The sequence below is a fragment of the Gemmobacter sp. genome, from assembly GCF_016792925.1.
GTDB lineage: Bacteria > Pseudomonadota > Alphaproteobacteria > Rhodobacterales > Rhodobacteraceae > Gemmobacter.
The window spans coordinates 22,085-41,043 of the sequence record NZ_JAEULU010000014.1 but is presented as its reverse complement, the minus strand read 5'-3'; the positions used below and the strand labels follow the sequence as shown (position 1 = coordinate 41,043).

Sequence of the window (18,959 nt, the reverse complement as noted above, 5' to 3'; positions counted from 1 at the left end):
CCGCAAGATCTGGGCCGCCGTGCAAATGCGGCGCGGGCCGAACGTGGTGGGGGCCTTCGGCCTGCTGCAATCGGTGGCCGACGCGCTGAAATATGTGCTGAAAGAGGTGGTTGTGCCCGCAGGTGCCGACCGCCCGGTGTTCTTCCTGGCGCCGATGCTGTCCATCGTGCTGGCGATGATCGCCTGGGCCGTAATCCCGTTCAATGACGGTTGGGTGCTGTCGGACATCAACGTGGCCATCCTGTTCGTCTTCGCCATTTCCTCGCTGGAGGTTTATGGCGTGATCATGGGCGGTTGGGCCTCGAACTCCAAATATCCCTTCCTCGGCTCGCTGCGCTCGGCTGCGCAGATGATCTCCTATGAGGTCAGCCTTGGCCTGATCATCATCGGCATCATCATCTCCACCGGCTCGATGAACTTCTCGAACATCGTGGCGGCGCAGGATACCGGCTGGGGCCTGTTCGGCTGGTATTGGCTGCCGCATCTGCCGATGGTGGCGCTGTTCTTCATCTCGGCGCTGGCCGAAACCAACCGCCCGCCCTTCGACCTGCCGGAAGCGGAATCCGAGCTGGTGGCCGGCTATCAGGTGGAATACAGCTCGACCCCGTTCCTGCTGTTCATGGCCGGCGAATACATCGCCATCTTCCTGATGTGCGCGCTCATCTCGCTGCTGTTCTTCGGCGGCTGGCTGTCGCCCATTCCGGGCGTGCCGGATGGCGCGCTGTGGATGGTGGGCAAGATGGCCTTCTTCTTCTTCCTCTTCGCCATGGTGAAGGCGATCGTACCGCGCTACCGCTATGACCAGCTGATGCGGATCGGCTGGAAAGTGTTCCTGCCGCTGTCGCTGGGCTGGGTGGTGCTGGTGTCATTCCTTGCAAAATACGAAGTCCTCGGCGGCCTCTGGGCACGCTGGACCATCGGAGGCTGATCATGGGCGAGACCCGCGCAATCGACTTCAACCGCGCCGCCAAGTATTTTCTGCTGGTGGATTTCATCAAGGGTTTCGGCCTTGGGTTGAAATACTTCTTCGCGCCGAAGGCCACGCTGAACTACCCGCATGAGAAGGGGCCGCTGTCGCCCCGCTTCCGCGGCGAACATGCGCTGCGCCGCTATCCCAATGGCGAAGAGCGCTGCATCGCCTGCAAGCTGTGCGAGGCTGTCTGCCCGGCGCAGGCCATCACCATCGACGCGGAACCCCGCGAAGATGGCAGCCGCCGCACCACGCGTTATGACATCGACATGACCAAGTGCATCTATTGCGGCTTCTGCCAGGAGGCTTGCCCGGTGGATGCCATCGTCGAGGGGCCGAATTTCGAATTCGCCACCGAGACGCGCGAAGAGCTGTATTACACCAAAGAGAAACTGCTGGAGAATGGCGCCCGCTGGGAAGCCGAGATCGCCCGCAATCTCGAACTTGACGCGCCCTATCGGTAAGGCATTGGCATGACGATTCGTCTCAACACTTTGGCCGCAAAGGTTCTGGCGTCAGCTGTGACGCTGGCTTGCCTGTGCGGGCAAGCTGTGTCCGCGGACGATTTGCTTGACTGGAATAAGGCGCGGGCCAAGCTGTTCTCGCAGGTTTGCATGAAAGCCGCGCCTGATTTCGGGGCTTTTGCTCGCCTTGCTGCAAAGGCAGGGTTTCAGCAGACAGGGGACGATCTTCTGTATCAGCCGGAGGTCGTCATCAGTCTCCAACAAGATCAGGGTGCCTGCACCTGCATGATGACAGCGGGCGCCCCTGAACCGGCAAGCTTGGTCGTGGCAATGTTTGAGAGGATGCAGGCTGATTTTCCGGGGGCGTGGATGCCCAAATCCCAATCAGGAAGCGTCAACAATACGGTTTTCAAGCGCGGTGGCGTTGATGTCGCCGTGCGATTGATGCCGGCTGAGGTGGACGGGCAGCCTTGGATTCTCGCGACTGCCACGACCCCGGGGGCATGTCCAAAATGACCGAGGATTTCACCAAGCTTTTCAAGTCGATGATGGAGCAGGGCCAGGAAATGGTCCGCGCCTTCAACCCTGCGCTTGAAAATCTGTCGGTGAAAGGCTTCGAGAGCCTCTTCCCCACCATGACGAAAGACATGATGGAGATGTGGTTCGGAAAAACCTTCAACCGCGATGGTCTGGATGCCAAGACGAGGCTTCTGGTCACCATCGCGGCGCTGACCGTTCTGGGCGCCCAGGCCGAGCCGCAGTTGAAGCTGGCGATCCGGCACGCGCTGGAGGCAGGGGCGACCCAACGCGAGATCGCGGAAGTGATCTGGCAGATGAGCATGTTCGGCGGCTTGCCCGCCATGCAAAAGGCGCTTGAGCTGGCTCAGGCTGTTTTTGCGGAAACCGAGGAGAAAGCGCCATGAGCGTTGCCGATATCGCCTTTTACTGCTTTGCCGTCGTGACGGTGGCGGCGGGTCTGATGGTCACCGTGTCCCGCAATCCGGTGCATTCGGTGCTGTGGCTCATCCTCGCCTTCCTGTCTTCGGCGGGGCTCTTCGTGCTGCTGGGGGCGGAATTCGTCGCCATGCTGCTGATCATCGTCTATGTCGGCGCCGTGGCGGTGCTGTTCCTCTTCGTGGTCATGATGCTGGACGTCGATTTCGCCGAGCTGAAGGGCGAGATGGCGCGCACCATGCCGCTGGCCTTGCTGATCGGGGTGATCCTGATCCTGCAATTCGGCATGGCCTATGCCGCCTGGGTGCAGGCCGATGGCGCGCTTGGCCTGCGTCAGGCCGTGACGCCGGACATGGCGCAGGTAGAGAATACCCGCGCGCTTGGCCTGCTGATCTATGACAAATACCTGTATCTGTTCCAGGCCTCGGGGCTGGTTCTGCTGGTCGCCATGATCGGCGCCATCGTGCTGACGCTGCGCCACCGCAAGGACGTGAAGCGCCAGAACGTGCTGCACCAGATGTGGCGCGACCCGGCCAAGGCGATGGAGCTGAAAGACGTGAAACCGGGGCAGGGGCTGTAAGACTTTAGCAACGGGCGGGTGCGTGCCAAGGCGCGCACCTTACGGAAGATGCGGGGCTAATGCCTTGGGAGACAAATTGAGAATGCGCAAGCAGGCAAAGATCAAAGCAGAGCGTCGCGCGGTCATTAGACCGCTGCTTGCGCTTGCCTTTGGCCTTGCTTGTGTTTCTTTTGTTACCCCTGCGGCTGCGTGCATGCCATATGAGAACGAAGCATCCCAAAGCATTCGGAGCAAGGATTGCTCTGTTTCGCATCGGGCCAAGGGGGAATATGGTGGAGAGTTGCTGAGCGAGCCGGTCGACCTTGGTGGCGGCTTTGTGCTTCAGACCTACGGGAACGGTTCTGTTTGCGGGGCCAGTTACATGCCATTGCTGACGGATTGTTCCACGGGGGAGACGCTCGCAGTCGGATATGCGAGTTCATCTTTCGACGATCAGGGCGATGCTGATCCGGTTGCGGATTTCCAACAAGCAGCCACGCAACGGATAGCCAAAGGTGGTCCGAACGTGTTGCAAGACATGCAGAAGCTCGCGGCGAAATCCTTTGAGGAAACCTCGATAGTCTCAATGCGCAATGGGTTGCGCCTCTCGATAGGATCGCAGAAGCCCAAGCATAGCTACAACCTGCGCTGCGGTTGCAAGCGCTTCTATCCTGAAAGCTCTGTCGCGACTGACTGAGCTTTGAAAGACGACGGGGCCACGGCCCCGCACTGTAAGAAATACGGGCAAACACCCGGAGGGACGAGAATGGTAGGACTGGAACATTACCTGACGGTGGCGGCGGCGTTGTTCGTCATTGGCATCTTCGGCATCTTCCTCAACCGGAAGAACGTGATCGTCATCCTGATGTCGATCGAACTCATGCTGCTGTCGGTCAACATCAATCTCGTCGCCTTCTCGTCCTTCCTGGGCGATCTGGTGGGGCAGGTGTTCACCATGTTCGTGCTGACCGTCGCCGCCGCCGAGGCTGCCATCGGGCTTGCGATCCTGGTCAGCTTCTTCCGGACCCGCGGCACCATCGACGTCGAAGACGCCAACGTGATGAAAGGCTGAACGAATGGCCACGATCATTCTCCTCGCGCCCCTTGTCGGGGCCCTGATCTGCGGCTTCGGCTGGCGTTTCATCGGTGAGAAGGCCGCGCAGGTCTTCACCACCGCCATGATCTTTCTGGCCGCCGCGCTGTCCTGGGTGATCTTCCTCACCTTCAATGGCGAGACGCAGCATATTCACCTGCTGACCTGGATCCAGTCGGGTAGCCTTGACACCGAATGGGCGATCCGGCTGGACCGTCTGACCGCGATCATGCTGGTGGTTGTGAACTCGGTCTCGGCCTTGGTTCACCTCTATTCCTTCGGTTATATGGCGCATGACGACAATTGGCATGAGGGCGAGCATTACAAGGCGCGCTTCTTCGCCTATCTGTCCTTCTTCACCTTCGCCATGCTGACCCTGATCACCAGCGACAATCTGGTGCAGATGTTCTTTGGCTGGGAAGGCGTGGGCGTGGCCTCTTACCTGCTGATCGGCTTCTACTACCGCAAGCCCTCGGCCAATGCGGCCGCGATGAAGGCCTTTGTGGTGAACCGTGTCGGCGATTTCGGCTTTGCGCTTGGCATTTTCGGGCTGTTCATGCTGACCGACAGCATCCGTCTGGATGATGTCTTCGCCGCTGCGCCGCAGCTGGCGGAGACCCAGATCCGCTTCCTGTGGACCGACTGGAACGCCGCCAACCTGCTGGGCGTGCTGCTGTTCATCGGCGCCATGGGCAAATCGGCGCAGCTGGGTCTGCACACATGGTTGCCCGACGCGATGGAAGGCCCGACCCCGGTGTCGGCGCTGATCCACGCCGCGACCATGGTGACCGCCGGGGTGTTTCTGGTGTGCCGCATGTCGCCGCTTTATGAATTCGCCCCCGATGCCAAATCTCTGATCGTGGTGCTGGGTGCCACCACCGCCTTCTTCGCCGCGACCGTGGGTCTGGTGCAGAACGACATCAAGCGCGTGATCGCCTATTCGACCTGTTCGCAGCTGGGCTATATGTTCGTGGCGGCGGGTGTGGGCGTCTATTCGGTGGCCATGTTCCACCTGTTCACCCATGCCTTCTTCAAGGCGATGCTGTTCCTCGGCGCCGGTTCGGTGATCCATGCGACGCATCATGAACAAGACATGCGCAATTATGGTGGCCTGCGGAAGAAAATCCCGGTGACCTTCTGGGCCATGATGATCCGCACGCTGGCGATCACCGGTGTGGGCATTCCGCTGACCCATTTCGGCTTTGCCGGCTTCCTGTCGAAAGACGCCGTGATCGAAAGCGCCTGGGTTGGGTCGTCCTATGCCTTCTGGCTGCTGGTGATCGCCGCTTGCTTCACCAGCTTCTACAGCTGGCGCCTGATGTTCCTGACCTTCTACGGCGAAAGCCGGGCGCATGGTCACGCTGCCCACGGGCATGACCATCACGGGCACGATGCGCACGGGCACGATGCGCACGGCCATGATGCGCATGGTCATGACGACCACGGCCATGGCCATCACGAGCCGCATGAAAGCCCGCTTGTCATGCTGATCCCGCTGGGCGTTCTGGCGCTTGGGGCGATGTTCTCGGGGATGCTGTGGTATAACGTGTTCTTTGGCGACGAGGCCAAGATGCGCAGCTGGTTTGGCATGGAGCAGGCGGCTGCCCATGGCACCGAACATGCTGCACCGGCTGCCGAGGCTGAGGGCCATGCGGCCCCGGCGGCGGAAGGCCATGCGGCACCTGCGGCAGAGGCGGTGGCGACTGAGGGCCATGCGGCCCCGGCTGATGCGGCTTCGACCGAAGCCCATGCTGCGGCAGCAGCTCCGAAAGGCGCGCTCTATCTGGCGGCGGACAATCACATGATCCACGCCGCGCATGAGGCGCCGAAATGGGTCAAGGTTTCGCCCTTCATCGCCATGCTGATCGGCTTTGCAACGGCCTGGCTGTTCTACATCAAGAACCCCAGCCTGCCGGGGCGTCTGGCCGCCGCGCAGCGCCCGCTGTACAACTTCTTCCTGAACAAGTGGTATTTTGACGAGCTTTACAATGCGGTCTTCGTGAAGCCTGCGCTGTGGATCGGCAATTTCCTGTGGAAGAAGGGCGATGGTGTGGTGATTGACGGGGCCATCAATGGCGTCGCCATGGGCCTCATCCCGGCGGTGACCCGCATCTTCAACCGGGCGCAATCCGGTTACATCTTCCACTACGCTTTCGCCATGGTGCTGGGCATCGCTGCCCTCGTCACCTGGATGTCGCTCTCGGGGGGCGCGCACTAATGGAACACCTCCTTTCCATCATCACCTTCATCCCTGCGGTGGCCGCGCTGATCCTGGCGCTGTTCCTGCGGGGGGATGACCCGGCGGCGCAGCGCAATGCCAAATGGGTTGCCCTGCTCGCCACTGTCGCGACCTTCCTCGCCTCGATCCCGGTGCTGACGAATTTCGATCCGGCCAATACCGGTATGCAATTTGTCGAAGAGGCCGACTGGATTCTGGGCCTGAAATACAAGATGGGCGTGGATGGCATTTCGGTGCTGTTCGTCATGCTCACCACCTTCCTGATGCCGATCACCATCGCCTCTTGCTGGGGCGTGGAGAAGCGGGTGAAGGAATACATGATCGCCTTCCTGCTGCTGGAAACGCTGATGCTCGGCGTGTTCTGCGCGCTGGATCTGGTGCTGTTCTACCTGTTCTTCGAGGCCGGTCTGATCCCGATGTTCCTGATCATCGGCATCTGGGGCGGCAAGGAACGCATCTATGCCGCGTTCAAGTTCTTCCTCTATACCTTCCTCGGCTCGGTGCTGATGCTGGTGGCGATGATCGCCATGTATGCGGATGCGGGCACAACTGACATTCCGACGCTGATGACCCACACTTTCGCCAGCGAGACGCTGGAGATTGCGGGTTTCCATGTGGTCGGCGGCGTGCAGACCATCCTGTTCCTGGCCTTCTTCGCCAGCTTCGCGGTGAAGATGCCGATGTGGCCGGTGCATACCTGGCTGCCCGATGCGCACGTGCAGGCCCCGACCGCAGGGTCAGTGGTTCTGGCGGCGATCCTGCTGAAAATGGGCGGCTACGGCTTCCTGCGCTTCTCGCTGCCGATGTTCCCGGTGGGGGCCGACACGATGTCGGGCCTCGTGCTGTGGATGTCGGCCATCGCCATCGTCTATACCTCGCTGGTGGCGCTGGCGCAGCAAGACATGAAAAAGCTGATCGCCTATTCCTCGGTCGCCCATATGGGCTATGTGACCATGGGGATCTTTGCCGCGAACCAGCAGGGCATTGACGGCGCGATCTTCCAGATGCTGTCGCACGGCTTCATCTCGGGCGCGCTGTTCCTCTGCGTCGGCGTGATCTATGACCGGATGCACACCCGTGACATCGACGCCTATGGCGGCCTTGTCATCCGCATGCCGGCCTATGCGCTGATCTTCATGTTCTTCACCATGGCCAATGTGGGCCTGCCGGGCACCTCGGGTTTCGTGGGCGAGTTCCTGACGCTGATGGGCATCTTCCAGGTGAATACCTGGGTCGCCGCTGTCGCAACCTCGGGCGTGATCTTCTCGGCGGCCTATGCGCTGTATCTGTATCGCCGGGTCGTGTTCGGCGATCTGGTGAAAGAGGCGCTGAAGTCGATCACCGATATGGAGGCGCGCGAGCGTCTGGTCTTCGCGCCGCTGGTGGTGATGACCCTGCTTCTGGGCGTCTATCCCTCGCTGGTGACCGACATCATCGGGCCTTCGGTGAAGGCGCTTGTTACTGACTATCACGCAGCACTGCCCGTCCTTGCGGATGTGGCCGAAGCGGCATCGCATTAAGGGCTTGGGGACATGACCGGCACTGATTTCAACACCGTTCTGCCCGAGGTTCTGCTGGCCATCTATGCCATGGCCGCGCTGCTCTTCGGGGTTTACACCAGCAAAGACAAGGCGGCGGGGCTGCTGACCTGGGTGACGGCAGGCGTCATGGTGGCGCTGGCCTTCTGGATCGGCACCACGGGCGAGGGCGCCCGCACCGCCTTTGGCGGCATGTTCAACGATGATCCCTTTGCGCGTTTCGCCAAGGTGACCATCCTGCTCTCCGCCGCCGCCGTGCTGGTGATGAGCCAGGATTACATGCAGCGCCGAGATCTGGCGCGGTTTGAATATCCGATCCTGGTGGCGCTGTCGGTCATCGGCATGATGATGATGGTGTCGGCAGGCGATCTGATGGCGCTTTATGTCGGGCTGGAGCTGCAATCGCTGGCGCTTTACGTCATCGCCTCGTTCCGCCGCGACAGCGCGCGGTCCACCGAGGCGGGCCTGAAATACTTCGTGCTGGGCTCGATGTCCTCCGGCCTGCTGCTGTACGGCGCTTCGCTGACCTATGGCTATGCGGGCACCACGCTGTTCTCGGGCATCCTGTCCACCCTGGGCCAGGGCATCCCGACCGGCCTGCTGTTCGGTCTGGTCTTCATGCTGTCGGGTCTGGCCTTCAAGGTCTCGGCCGCGCCCTTCCACATGTGGACGCCCGACGTCTATGAGGGCGCGCCGACCCCGGTGACGGCCTTCTTCGCCACCGCGCCGAAAGTTGCCGCCATGGCGCTGTTTGCCCGGCTGGTGCATGACGCCTTCGGCACCATCCCCGGCGATTGGGGGCAGGTGATTGCCGCCATGGCTGTGCTGTCGATGTTCGTGGGCGCCATTGCCGCCATCGGCCAGAAAGACATCAAGCGCCTGATGGCCTATAGCTCGATCGCCCATATGGGTTACGCGCTGCTGGGTCTGGCGGCGGGCACGGCTTACGGCGTGCAGGCGATGCTGGTCTATATGGCGATCTATGTCACCATGAATATCGGCACCTTCGCCTTCATCCTGTCGCTGGAGCGCGATGGCCGCCCGGTCTCCGATCTGGCTTCGCTGAACATGCTGTCCAAGCGCGAGCCGCTGAAGGCGCTGGCCGTGCTGGTCCTGATGTTCAGCCTGGCGGGCGTGCCGCCGATGCTGGGCTTCTTCGGCAAGTTCTACGTGCTGAAAGCCGCGCTGGATGCCGGGATGATGTGGCTGGCGATTGCAGGGGCGGTGGCCTCGGTGATCGGCGCCTTCTATTACCTGCGCGTGGTGTTCTTCATGTATTTCGGCACCGAAACCGAAGGCGTCACCAGCCGCATGGCCCCCGTGCAATGGGTGGCGCTGATGGGCGTGGCGCTGATCGTGCTGGTCGGCTCGGTCTATCCCTTCGGCGTGATCGACCCGAAAGCAGCCGTCGCGGCGGAAGCCCTTGTCCGCTGACGATCCGACATGGCCCGAGGGCGTGGCCCGCCACGCCTTCGAGACTCTGGGCAGCACCAATGCCCATGCCACTTCCCTTGCGCCGGGCCTGACGGGTCCGGCGTGGGTCATTGCGGGCCAGCAAACCGAGGGGCGGGGGCGTCGCGGGCGGCCTTGGCAAAGCCCGGCGGGCAATTTCTATGGCAGCCTGGTGTTTCGCCCCGCAGGCCCGCCCGATCAGGTGGCGCTTTACAGCTTTGTCGCCGCGCTGGCCCTGCATGAGGCCTGCACCGGCCTCACCGGCCTGCCGCAGGCCTTTGCGCTGAAATGGCCCAATGATGTGCTGCTGAATGGCGGCAAGCTGGCGGGCATCCTGCTGGAAAGTGCCGGGCAGGGCGGGCGCGTCAGCCATCTGGTGATCGGCATTGGCGTCAACCTGATCGGCGCCCCGCCGCTGGAGGCGGTGGAGCCGGGCGCAGTGCCGCCGGTCAGCCTGCTGGGTGAAACCGGGCTGCGCGTCACGCCCGAGCGCTTTGGCCTGCATCTGGCCGCCGCCTTTGCCCGCTGGCAGGCGCTGTTTGTCGCCCAGGGCTTTGCGCCGATCCGCAGCGCATGGCTCGACCGCGCCGCCCGTCTGGGCGAGGTGATCCGCGCCCGCACCGGCGCGACCGAACGGCGCGGCATTTTCGAGACCATCGACGAGACCGGCGCGCTGGTCCTTTCCTCTGACGGGCGGCGCGAGGCGATCCCGGCGGCGGATGTGTTTTTCTGAAACAGGGGGCAGACCCATGCTGCTGGCCATCGACTGTGGCAATACCAACACCGTTTTCTCGATCTGGGATGGAACGGCGTTCATCGCCACATGGCGCATCGCCACCGATCACAAGCGCACGGCGGATGAATATTACGTCTGGCTGCACACCCTGATGACGCTGAAAAAGCTGGATGTGACGGTGACCGAGGCGATCATCTCCTCCACCGTGCCGCGCGTCGTGTTCAATCTGCGGGTGCTGTGCAACCGCTATTTCGACTGCCGCCCCTATGTGGTGGGCAAGCCGGGCTGCGACTTGCCGGTGGCGCCGCGCGTCGATCAGGGCACCACCGTCGGCCCCGACCGGCTGGTGAACACGGTCAGCGGCTTTGACCGCCATGGCGGCAATCTGGTGGTGGTCGATTTCGGCACCGCCACCACCTTCGACGTGGTGGATACCGACGGCGCCTATATTGGCGGGGTGATCGCACCCGGCGTCAACCTCAGCCTTGAGGCATTGCACATGGCCGCCGCCGCCCTACCTCATATCGACATCGCGCGCCCGGCGCTGGCCATCGGCACGAATACGGTGGCCTGCATGCAGGCGGGCGTGTATTGGGGGTATATCGGCCTTGTCGAAGGCATCGTGCGGCAAATCCGGGCCGAGCGTGACCGCCCGATGAAGGTCATTGCCACCGGGGGCCTCGCGCCTCTCTTTGCGCAGGACACTGCGATTTTTGATTTTGTTGAGGACGATCTGACCATGCATGGCCTCGTCCTCATCCACCGCTACAACAAGGAACTGGAAACCGCATGAGTGTGAAAAACCGCCTGATCTATCTGCCGCTGGGCGGCGCCGGAGAGATCGGGATGAACACCTATGTCTATGGCTACGGGCCGGAAGATCGGGAACGCCTGATCGTCGTCGATCTGGGCGTGACCTTCCCCGATATGGACACCACGCCGGGTGTCGACCTGATCATGGCGAATGTGCAATGGCTGGAAGAACGCGCCGAGCGGATCGAGGCGATCTTCATCACCCATGCCCATGAGGACCATATCGGCGCGCTTGGTCATCTGTGGCCTAAGCTGAAGAAGCGGGTCTATGCCCGCCGCTTTACCGCTGCCATCGGGCGGCTGAAATTCGAGGAACATGGCCATCCGACTGATGTGATCCACACGGTCGAGGCGCGGCCCACCGTGGTGGAGGCTGGGCCGTTCCGCGTGCAATTCGTGCCGGTGGCGCATTCGATCCCCGAAAGCTCGGCCCTCATCATCGACACGCCCGCCGGGCGCATCGTCCATTCGGGCGATTTCAAGATGGACCCGACCCCGGTGGTGGGCGAGGGCTGGAACGAGCCGCTGTTCCGCGAGATCGCCGCCGAGACCCCGGTGAAGGCGCTGATGTGCGATAGCACCAACATCTTCTCGCCCCATGCGGGCCGGTCGGAGGCGACGCTGGCCGATCCGATCCACGGGTTGATCGCCAATGCGGGCGGCATGGTGGTGGCGACGACCTTCGCCTCCAACGTGGCGCGGCTGAAAACCCTGGCCGAGGCGGGCCGGGCGGCGGGGCGGTCGGTCTGTCTGCTGGGCCGTGCCATGCAGCGCATGGTCAAGGTGGCGACCGAAACCGGCGTGCTGACCGATTTTCCGCCGACCATCCCTTCCGAGGCCGCCTCGGAGGTGTCGCGCCAGAACCTGATGCTGATCGTGACCGGCAGCCAGGGCGAGCGTCGCGCCGCCACCGCGCAACTGTCGCGCGGCAAATATCTGGGGCTGGAGCTGAAAGAGGGCGATCTGTTCCTGTTCTCCTCCAAAACCATCCCGGGCAATGAGCGCGACGTGCTGCGCATCATGAACAGTTTCTCGGAAATGGGCGTGGATGTGGTGGATGACACCAATGGCCGCTATCACGTCTCCGGCCATGCCAACCGCCCGGATCTGGAGCTGATGCACGAGGTGCTGCGGCCCCAGATGCTGATCCCGATGCATGGCGAGCATCGCCACCTGCGCGAGCATGTGCGTCTGGGCGAAACGCGCGGCATCGCGGGCGAGATTGCCACCAATGGCATCATGCTGGATCTCACCGGCGACACGCCGGAGATTGCCGAATATATCGACACCGGGCGGCTCTATCTGGATGGGTCGGTGCTGATCGGCGCGATGGACGGGGTGATCCGCGACCGCATCCGCATGGCGCTGAACGGGCATGCGATGGTCAACGTGATCCTCGATGAGGAAGACGCCCCGCTGGGCGAGGCCTGGGTGGAGCTGATGGGCCTGCCGGAAATCGGCAAGCGCGGGCAGGGTCTGGCCGAGCTGATGGAGGCCGAGGTCACCGAGTTCCTGGAAACCGCATCGGCCAAGGTCTTGCGCGATGATGACAAGCTGGAGGAGGCGCTGCGCCGTATCCTGCGGCAGGTCTCGGTCGAGGAAATCGGCAAGAAACCCGAGGTCACCGTGGTGGTCAGCCGTCTCTCGGCAGAGTGACGGCGCCGCCCCGGCGCCACTGGATGCAGCAAAAGAAAAGGCGCCCCGCGGGGCGCCTTTTTCGTCTGCTTATTCCGCGTCGCCCGCTTCGGCCATTTCGGGCCGGGCCATTTCGGCCGAGGCCTCGGGGCCCTCATCCGACAGGGCCGGGCGCTCTTTCAACTTGAAGCTGCGCAGGATGAAATCGGGCACATGATCGCCCATGCCCACCACGCGGTCGTCGCGGTCATGGCGGCGATCCTCGCGGCGGCGGTCGTCGCGCCGATCTTCCCGCCGCTCTTCGCGGTGGTGGTGACCATGCGGCGCGCTGCCATGGGTATGGACATGCGGGCGCGGGCCGCGCTCGTCGCGACGGTCTTCGCGGCGCTCGTCCCGACGGTCATCGCGCCGATCCTCACGCCGATCCTCACGACGGTCTTCGCGGCGCGGTTCTTCCTTGGCGACCTCGACCACGGCCACCGGGGCCACGGCCTCGCGCGGCTCGCGGCCCGAGTCACGACCCGAGTCACGACCCGACTCGCGGCCACCTTCACGGCCCGAACGACCGCCACGGCCCTTGCCGCCCCGCTCGTCCCTGCGCTCGCGCCCGCCGCCGCCCTCGCGGGCCTCCGGCATGGTAAAGCCCTCGGGCAGGCTGCCGCGCGGGATCGCCTGTTTCACCAGATTTTCGATATTGGTCAGATACTTCTCATCCGAAGGCGTCGCGATGGAGAAGGCCTTGCCCTTGCGGCCGGCGCGGCCGGTGCGGCCAATGCGGTGGACGTAATCTTCCGGGTGCGACGGCAGATCGAAGTTGAACACATGGCTGACCGAGGGCACATCCAGCCCGCGCGCCGCCACATCCGAGGCCACGAGGATTTGCAGCGTGCCTTCGCGGAAGCCATCCAGCGTGCGCATACGCTGCGACTGGTCCAGATCGCCATGGATCGGAGCTGCGTCAAACCCATGCGATTTCAACGATTTCGCCACCACATCCACATCCATCTTGCGGTTGCAGAACACGATGGCATTGGTGCAGGCCTCGCCCTCGGCCCGGATCAGCGCCCGCAGCACGGCGCGCTTTTCGGTAAAGCTGCGATCCTTGCGGCTGGGGGTGAACTGGATCAGCGCCTGTTCGATGGTGTCCGAGGTGGTCGATTGCCGCGCCACTTCGATCTTGGCCGGGTCGCGCAGGAAGGTTTTGGTGATCCGCTCGATCTCGGGCGCCATGGTGGCCGAGAAGAAGAAGGTTTGGCGCGTGGCGGGCGTCAGGCTGAAGATGCGCTCGATATCGGGGATGAAGCCCATATCCAGCATCCGGTCGGCCTCATCGACCACCATGATCTGCACGCCCGTCAGCAGCAGCTTGCCGCGCTCGAAATGGTCCAGCAAGCGGCCGGGCGTGGCGATCAGCACATCGACGCCGCGGTCGATCAGCTTGTCCTGCTCGCCAAAGGCCACGCCGCCAATCAGCAGCGCCTTGGTCAGCTTGGTGTGTTTGGCATAGGTGTCAAAGTTCTCGGCCACCTGCGCCGCCAGCTCGCGCGTGGGGCACAGCACCAGGCTGCGCGGCATCCGCGCCCGCGCCCGGCCCTTGCCCAGCAGCGTGATCATCGGCAGCGAGAAGCTCGCGGTCTTGCCGGTGCCGGTCTGGGCGATGCCCAGCACATCGCGACCTTCCAGCGCATGAGGGATCGCCTGCGCCTGAATCGGGGTCGGGGTTTCGTAACCCGTCTCAGCGACGGCTTGCAGCACGCGCGCATCCAGCGCGAGATCGGAGAATTTGGTCATCAGCGTCCTGTGGCAGCGGGATCGGCCCGCAAAGGTCTTGAAGGGACGCGAATATCCGGGCGCCCCGGCGTCTGGCCGCCCCGCAGGGCAGACCTCACTTGGCCGTTATCGGAAAAACCGCTGCGCGTCAAGTATCGGCTTGCCTTACAGGTATTCCGCATAGGGCCCGACGACCGGCACATGGCCCTCGAATTTCGCGCAATCGCGGCGCAGCTGGCGGGTTTCCGGCTCTTCCATCAGGATCACGAATTTCTCCTTGTGGATCGCCACCGATTGCCGTCGCAGCCGCATCAGCCGCCCGCCCGAGGCCGCATCCAGCGCCTGCATCCGCGCGCGCAGCCGCTCCATCCAGGGGCTGATGCTGCGATCTTCCACGAAGTTGCGGTTGCGATAGGCCCAATATTTCACGCCCACCGTGCGGTCGTCATTATGGGCCGAGCCGCGCGCGGTTTTCACGATGAACGTATCCAGATCGCGCACGATATAGTGGTTGATCTGCACGAGGCTTTGCCCGCCCGGATCGGTCGAGTTGTAATTCTTCACCTGATACTGGTCGAGCTTCAGGCCCGAGCCATTGACGACGCGCAGCCCCGGCATCTCCTCCTCGGCCTCGGGCGGTTTATGAACGCCGGGGCGGCTGAACAAGGCGGGGCGGAACAGCGCCTTGTAGGCGTTGAAATGGTCGTTATCCGCCATGACGTAATCGCACATGGTGAAGCGTTCGGATTGCAGCTGGAAGCCCTGCATCTTCTTGCCAGAGCTGCCGAACAGCCGCCAATTGGCCATCATCAGGTCAAAGGGCGGGGCGGCGGCGATCAGGTCGGCCAGCCGCCCGTCGCCCACCTTCACCACCAGCATCTCGTCCAGATCCAGTGCCATGGCGAAATCGGCGGCCTTGTATTCGGGCAATTCCGCCGCGCGGGTATAGGCCTTCACCTGATGCGCCCCGCGCCGCGCCGGGTTGGGGAAATATTGCACCACCCCCAGCCCGGCCAGGGTCTTCATGATCTCATGCGTCAGATCATCGGAATCGTTCTGATACAGGGCAATATCGGTGAAACCGACCTCAAGGTGATGGGCGACCCATTCGAGGATCCAGGGCCCCTCGTTCTTTGCGGTGCCCACCAGAAAAGCGCGGGGGGGGATCATCCGGCCTCCAATCAACCTCGGGCGTCAAGCCTGTCCTGTCTGCCCGTCATAGGGGGTCGCGGGGCGCGATGGCAAGCTGGCATGTGGCCGCAGGACATAGCCCGCCGCCAGAACTGCCAAAGTCGGCGCCGGGGTGAGGATGGTTTGCGAGCCCTGGGGCAGGGGTTCTGCCGGGCCATAGCCTTCGGGCGACCAGCCATGCAGGGCGCCGTGCCAGATCAGGGCCGGGCCGCTGGCGCGCAGTATCACCGCGCCCTGTGGCAGGTCTTGCGCGGGCAGGGACAGCCGCAGCTGCGTGCGATTGCGCCGCACCCGCGCGGCATGCAGCGCGCGGTCCATCGCCTTGGCATCGGTCGGGCCAAACACGGCCTCCCAGGCGCTGCGATAGCGGGTGTAATCGGCGCGGCGGCATTCGGCGCAGGGGCGATGCCCGGCGGCGAGGGCCTGTGCCTCATCATAGAAAAACAGCTCTGTATAGCGGCCCGGCGCCATCACCGCGCGTTTGCGGCCCTCGAACGACAGCGCGCAGCAGACCCAGTTCTGGTGCCGCCAGCGCGCCGGCCCGAGCTGCCGGTTGTCATCATGCAGGATGCCGCGATTGCCCATCCATGCCCCGCGCCAGCCCGCCGCGACAATCTCGCCATCGGCCTGAACGCGGTTTTGCAGGGTCACACCATCATTTCCTTGGTCGCGGTCAGCTTCACCTCCGGGTAGTCGCGCTCCACCCGGTCGATGTCCCATTGCAGGCGCGTCAGGAACACCGCGTCGCCGTCGTGATCCTCGGCCATATGGCCCTTGTTCACATTGATCAGCTTGTCCAGTTCCGCCTTGGGGCCGGAAACCCAGCGGGCCGATTTGAACTGGCTGGGTTCAAACCGCACCGGCAGGCCATATTCCTGCTCGATCCGGCTGGCCAGCACGTCAAATTGCAACGCCCCCACCACGCCCACGATGAAGCCCGAGCCGATCATCGGCTTGAACACCTTGGCCGCGCCTTCCTCGGCAAACTGCATCAGGGCCTTTTCCAGATGCTTGGCCTTCATCGGATCGCCCGCCCGCACGCCTTGCAGCAATTCCGGCGCGAAGGACGGAATGCCGGTGAAGCGCAGCTTCTCGCCCTCGGTCAGCGCATCGCCGATGCGCAATTGCCCGTGGTTCGGAATGCCGATGATGTCGCCCGCCCAGGCCTCCTCGGCCAGTTCGCGGTCGGCGGCCAGAAACAGCACCGGGTTGGTGATCGCCATCGGCTTGCCGCTGCGCACATGGGTCAGCTTCATCCCGCGCTCGAAATGCCCGGAGGCGAGGCGCACAAAGGCCACGCGGTCGCGGTGCTTGGGGTCCATATTGGCCTGCACCTTGAACACCACGCCGGTCACCGCGCTTTCTTCCGGCGCCACCTTGCGCCCGGCGGTCGGCTGCGGCTGCGGCTCGGGGCCGAAGGCGCCGATGCCATCCATCAATTCCTTCACCCCGAAAGAGTTGATGGCCGAGCCAAACCAGATCGGCGTCATCGAGCCATTCAGCAGCGCTTCGCGGTCAAAGGCGGGCAACAGCTCGCGCGCCATTTCCAGCTCTTCGCGCAGTTTTGCTAGCAGATCGGCGGGCACATGCTGTTCCAGCAGCGGGTCATCCAGGCCCTTGATCTGGATCGTCTCCGCCACCCGGTTGCGGTCGGCGCGGTCCATCAGCTCCAGCCGGTCGTTCAGAATGTCATAGCAGCCCAGAAACTCGCGCCCCGAGCCGATGGGCCAGCTGGCAGGCGACACGTCAATGGCCAGGTTTTCCTGAATCTCGTCGATGATCTCGAAGGTGTCGCGCGCCTCGCGGTCCATCTTGTTACAGAAGGTCAGGATCGGCAGGTCGCGCAAGCGGCAGACCTCGAACAGCTTGCGGGTCTGGCTTTCCACCCCCTTGGCGCCGTCGATCACCATCACCGCGCAATCCACCGCCGTCAGGGTGCGATAGGTATCTTCGCTGAAATCGCTGTGGCCGGGCGTATCCACCAGATTGAAGCGGAACTCGCGGAAATCAAACGACATGGCGCTGGCCGAGACCGAGATCCCGCGCTCCTGCTCCATCTTGATGAAGTCCGAGCGCGTGCGCCGCGCCTCGCCCTTGGCGCGCACCTGACCGGCCATCTGAATGGCGCCGCCGAACAGCAGGAACTTTTCGGTCAGCGTGGTCTTGCCGGCATCGGGGTGTGCGATGATCGCAAAGGTCCGACGACGGGCGATTTCGGGCGGGAGGGAGGGGCGATTGTCCAGCATGGCCGGGAAATAGCGTGGCCTTGCCATTTTCGCAATGGCCCCGGCGCGCGGCACAGGAAAGGGCGCAATGCACCCCTTCATCTTGGCCCAAATATCCGTCTTCACCTTGCCGCCCGCGCGCCCTGCACAGACTGTCGCAAGGTGGATATTTAAGCCAAGATGAAGATGGGGCGTTCGGATCAGCGCCCGCCGCCGCGCCTGTTCAGCGGGGGCAGCGCATCCAGCACCTGCCGCCCGGCCTCGGTGCCGAAATGCTGCACCTGGCTCAGGCCGGGGAACCGCGCCTTCACCTCGCCCGACAGTTCGGGCGGCAGGCGATTGATCACCGCCTCCGACACCATCAGGCTTTCGGCGGGGATGCCCTCGGCATAGACGATCTCATGGCGGTCGAAGACGAGGCTGAAATAATCGACAAAGCCACCCTCGCGGATGAACACCGCCTCGCCATCCACCAGATGCCGCGCCTGCACCAGAAGCTCCGACGTGGCGATACCCGCCACGCGCTGCCGCTGATAGAGGAACATCCGGTGTTGCTGGCTCACGATCAGATCGCCCGCATTGCCCATCGCCCCCGCCGAGATCACCACCGGCGCAAAGGCGCCCACGCCGCGCAGCGTGGCATGGCCCACCCACAGCACCGGCTGCGGCCCGTGATCGCGCGTCAGCACCCGGTCGCCGCGCGCCAGCGTCTCGATCGGGCGCTGCGCCCCGTCAGCCATGGTGATCATGGTGCCGCGTGCAAAGCTGACGCAAAGCAGATCGGACAGCGCGGTCTCCTCCGGCGCTTCCTCAACCTTCAGCAGCTGATAGCCCAGCCCCTGACCCATCGGCGACAGCGGCAGTGCGAACAGTTCTTGTGCTACCCGCAGCGCCAGCAGCTCCACCCGGTTGCCATCATCACCCATCAGCGTATAGCGCGCCACGATCTCCACCGTCGCGCCCGGCGCCCCAAAGGCCGAGCCTTCGGCCACCGCGCCGCCCGCCACCACCAGACGCAGCGGCTGAGCGCCATGCTCCAGCTCGTAAATATCGCCGGGGCAGATGTCATCGGGCAGCGACAGGGCCTCGCCCGCATTCACCCCATGGGCGACAAAGATCAGATCGGCCGGAAAGACCATGCAGGCCTGGCCCGGCGCGGTCTGGCCTTGCTGGTCGCGGTCTTGCGGTGCAGTCATCGCGGCCTCTCCCTTCCGGTGCTTCGCGGCGCTTCTACCGTTGCTTGTGCCGGATGAATACAGCAAATTTCTGGCAGAGTGCGGCCAGGGGCAGGGCCACGGGCCCGCGATCAAGGATTTTCAC

At 63.6% G+C, this 18,959-nt stretch carries 18 protein-coding genes; 13 read left to right on the top strand and 5 right to left on the bottom strand.

Annotated elements, in window-relative coordinates; all coding sequences use genetic code 11:
* The 13 genes from nuoH to JNN06_RS00735 all read left to right on the top strand — a co-directional run.
* Positions 1-928, top strand: a 928-nt coding sequence (nuoH, locus tag JNN06_RS00795) for an NADH-quinone oxidoreductase subunit NuoH (protein WP_291237695.1), incomplete at its 5' end; no start/stop codon positions are given.
* 2 nt (positions 929-930) lie between these two features.
* Positions 931-1,434, top strand: a complete 504-nt coding sequence (nuoI, locus tag JNN06_RS00790) for an NADH-quinone oxidoreductase subunit NuoI (RefSeq protein WP_291237694.1) — start codon at positions 931-933, stop codon at positions 1,432-1,434.
* A 9-nt stretch (positions 1,435-1,443) separates the two neighbouring features.
* The gene (locus JNN06_RS00785) at positions 1,444-1,950 is read left to right on the top strand and encodes a hypothetical protein (protein ID WP_291237693.1); all 507 of its coding nucleotides are present in this window, start codon (positions 1,444-1,446) and stop codon (positions 1,948-1,950) included.
* Complete coding sequence (locus JNN06_RS00780) at positions 1,947-2,357, top strand: carboxymuconolactone decarboxylase family protein (RefSeq protein ID WP_291237697.1); 411 nt, start codon at positions 1,947-1,949, stop codon at positions 2,355-2,357. Before JNN06_RS00785 ends, JNN06_RS00780 begins: the two co-directional genes overlap by 4 nt.
* Positions 2,354-2,968: an NADH-quinone oxidoreductase subunit J gene (locus JNN06_RS00775; RefSeq protein ID WP_291237692.1), complete on the top strand. Its 615-nt coding sequence runs from the start codon at positions 2,354-2,356 to the stop codon at positions 2,966-2,968. The genes JNN06_RS00780 and JNN06_RS00775 overlap by 4 nt, the downstream gene beginning before the upstream one ends.
* A gap of 82 nt (positions 2,969-3,050) precedes the next feature.
* Complete coding sequence (locus JNN06_RS00770) at positions 3,051-3,644, top strand: hypothetical protein (RefSeq protein WP_291237691.1); 594 nt, start codon at positions 3,051-3,053, stop codon at positions 3,642-3,644.
* A 69-nt stretch (positions 3,645-3,713) separates the two neighbouring features.
* The gene (nuoK, locus tag JNN06_RS00765) at positions 3,714-4,019 is read left to right on the top strand and encodes an NADH-quinone oxidoreductase subunit NuoK (protein WP_054302297.1); all 306 of its coding nucleotides are present in this window, start codon (positions 3,714-3,716) and stop codon (positions 4,017-4,019) included.
* Between the two features lie 4 nt (positions 4,020-4,023).
* Positions 4,024-6,258: an NADH-quinone oxidoreductase subunit L gene (gene nuoL / locus JNN06_RS00760; protein ID WP_291237690.1), complete on the top strand. Its 2,235-nt coding sequence runs from the start codon at positions 4,024-4,026 to the stop codon at positions 6,256-6,258.
* Entirely contained in the window at positions 6,258-7,799 is a 1,542-nt protein-coding gene (locus JNN06_RS00755; protein WP_291237689.1) for an NADH-quinone oxidoreductase subunit M, read from the top strand. The genes nuoL and JNN06_RS00755 overlap by 1 nt, the downstream gene beginning before the upstream one ends.
* A 12-nt stretch (positions 7,800-7,811) precedes the next feature.
* Entirely contained in the window at positions 7,812-9,251 is a 1,440-nt protein-coding gene (gene nuoN / locus JNN06_RS00750; RefSeq protein ID WP_291237688.1) for an NADH-quinone oxidoreductase subunit NuoN, read from the top strand.
* Positions 9,241-10,002 carry a biotin--[acetyl-CoA-carboxylase] ligase gene (locus JNN06_RS00745; protein ID WP_291237687.1) on the top strand — a complete coding sequence of 254 codons (762 nt, stop codon included), beginning with the start codon at positions 9,241-9,243 and terminating at the stop codon, positions 10,000-10,002. Before nuoN ends, JNN06_RS00745 begins: the two co-directional genes overlap by 11 nt.
* A 16-nt stretch (positions 10,003-10,018) precedes the next feature.
* Entirely contained in the window at positions 10,019-10,798 is a 780-nt protein-coding gene (locus tag JNN06_RS00740; RefSeq protein ID WP_291237686.1) for a type III pantothenate kinase, read from the top strand.
* Entirely contained in the window at positions 10,795-12,474 is a 1,680-nt protein-coding gene (locus JNN06_RS00735) for a ribonuclease J (RefSeq protein ID WP_291237685.1), read from the top strand. Before JNN06_RS00740 ends, JNN06_RS00735 begins: the two co-directional genes overlap by 4 nt.
* Positions 12,475-12,543: 69 nt before the next feature.
* On the opposite strand, the gene JNN06_RS00730 is transcribed toward JNN06_RS00735, so the two are convergent.
* From JNN06_RS00730 to JNN06_RS00710, 5 genes are all read right to left on the bottom strand, one after another.
* Positions 12,544-14,244: a DEAD/DEAH box helicase gene (locus JNN06_RS00730; protein ID WP_291237684.1), complete on the bottom strand. Its 1,701-nt coding sequence runs from the start codon at positions 14,242-14,244 to the stop codon at positions 12,544-12,546.
* 144 nt (positions 14,245-14,388) lie between these two features.
* The gene (locus JNN06_RS00725; protein WP_291237683.1) at positions 14,389-15,393 is read right to left on the bottom strand and encodes a glycosyltransferase family 2 protein; all 1,005 of its coding nucleotides are present in this window, start codon (positions 15,391-15,393) and stop codon (positions 14,389-14,391) included.
* A 24-nt stretch (positions 15,394-15,417) separates the two neighbouring features.
* The gene (locus tag JNN06_RS00720; protein ID WP_291237682.1) at positions 15,418-16,065 is read right to left on the bottom strand and encodes a hypothetical protein; all 648 of its coding nucleotides are present in this window, start codon (positions 16,063-16,065) and stop codon (positions 15,418-15,420) included.
* Positions 16,062-17,660 carry a peptide chain release factor 3 gene (locus tag JNN06_RS00715; RefSeq protein ID WP_291237681.1) on the bottom strand — a complete coding sequence of 533 codons (1,599 nt, stop codon included), beginning with the start codon at positions 17,658-17,660 and terminating at the stop codon, positions 16,062-16,064. Before JNN06_RS00715 ends, JNN06_RS00720 begins: the two co-directional genes overlap by 4 nt.
* A gap of 179 nt (positions 17,661-17,839) precedes the next feature.
* Positions 17,840-18,835: a Hint domain-containing protein gene (locus JNN06_RS00710; RefSeq protein WP_291237680.1), complete on the bottom strand. Its 996-nt coding sequence runs from the start codon at positions 18,833-18,835 to the stop codon at positions 17,840-17,842.
* Positions 18,836-18,959 lie beyond the last annotated feature (124 nt).

Excerpts from the sequence above, each read along its gene's own strand:
- nuoI (WP_291237694.1), top strand. The coding sequence starts at position 931 with ATGGGCGAGACCCGCGCAATCGACTTCAACCGCGCCGCCAAGTATTTT.
- JNN06_RS00785 (WP_291237693.1), top strand. The coding sequence starts at position 1,444 with ATGACGATTCGTCTCAACACTTTGGCCGCAAAGGTTCTGGCGTCAGCT.
- JNN06_RS00780 (WP_291237697.1), top strand. The coding sequence starts at position 1,947 with ATGACCGAGGATTTCACCAAGCTTTTCAAGTCGATGATGGAGCAGGGC.
- JNN06_RS00775 (WP_291237692.1), top strand. The coding sequence starts at position 2,354 with ATGAGCGTTGCCGATATCGCCTTTTACTGCTTTGCCGTCGTGACGGTG.
- JNN06_RS00770 (WP_291237691.1), top strand. The coding sequence starts at position 3,051 with ATGCGCAAGCAGGCAAAGATCAAAGCAGAGCGTCGCGCGGTCATTAGA.
- nuoK (WP_054302297.1), top strand. The coding sequence starts at position 3,714 with ATGGTAGGACTGGAACATTACCTGACGGTGGCGGCGGCGTTGTTCGTC.
- nuoL (WP_291237690.1), top strand. The coding sequence starts at position 4,024 with ATGGCCACGATCATTCTCCTCGCGCCCCTTGTCGGGGCCCTGATCTGC.
- JNN06_RS00755 (WP_291237689.1), top strand. The coding sequence starts at position 6,258 with ATGGAACACCTCCTTTCCATCATCACCTTCATCCCTGCGGTGGCCGCG.
- nuoN (WP_291237688.1), top strand. The coding sequence starts at position 7,812 with ATGACCGGCACTGATTTCAACACCGTTCTGCCCGAGGTTCTGCTGGCC.
- JNN06_RS00740 (WP_291237686.1), top strand. The coding sequence starts at position 10,019 with ATGCTGCTGGCCATCGACTGTGGCAATACCAACACCGTTTTCTCGATC.
- JNN06_RS00735 (WP_291237685.1), top strand. The coding sequence starts at position 10,795 with ATGAGTGTGAAAAACCGCCTGATCTATCTGCCGCTGGGCGGCGCCGGA.
- JNN06_RS00730 (WP_291237684.1), bottom strand. The coding sequence starts at position 14,244 with ATGACCAAATTCTCCGATCTCGCGCTGGATGCGCGCGTGCTGCAAGCC.
- JNN06_RS00725 (WP_291237683.1), bottom strand. The coding sequence starts at position 15,393 with ATGATCCCCCCCCGCGCTTTTCTGGTGGGCACCGCAAAGAACGAGGGG.
- JNN06_RS00715 (WP_291237681.1), bottom strand. The coding sequence starts at position 17,660 with ATGCTGGACAATCGCCCCTCCCTCCCGCCCGAAATCGCCCGTCGTCGG.
- JNN06_RS00710 (WP_291237680.1), bottom strand. The coding sequence starts at position 18,835 with ATGACTGCACCGCAAGACCGCGACCAGCAAGGCCAGACCGCGCCGGGC.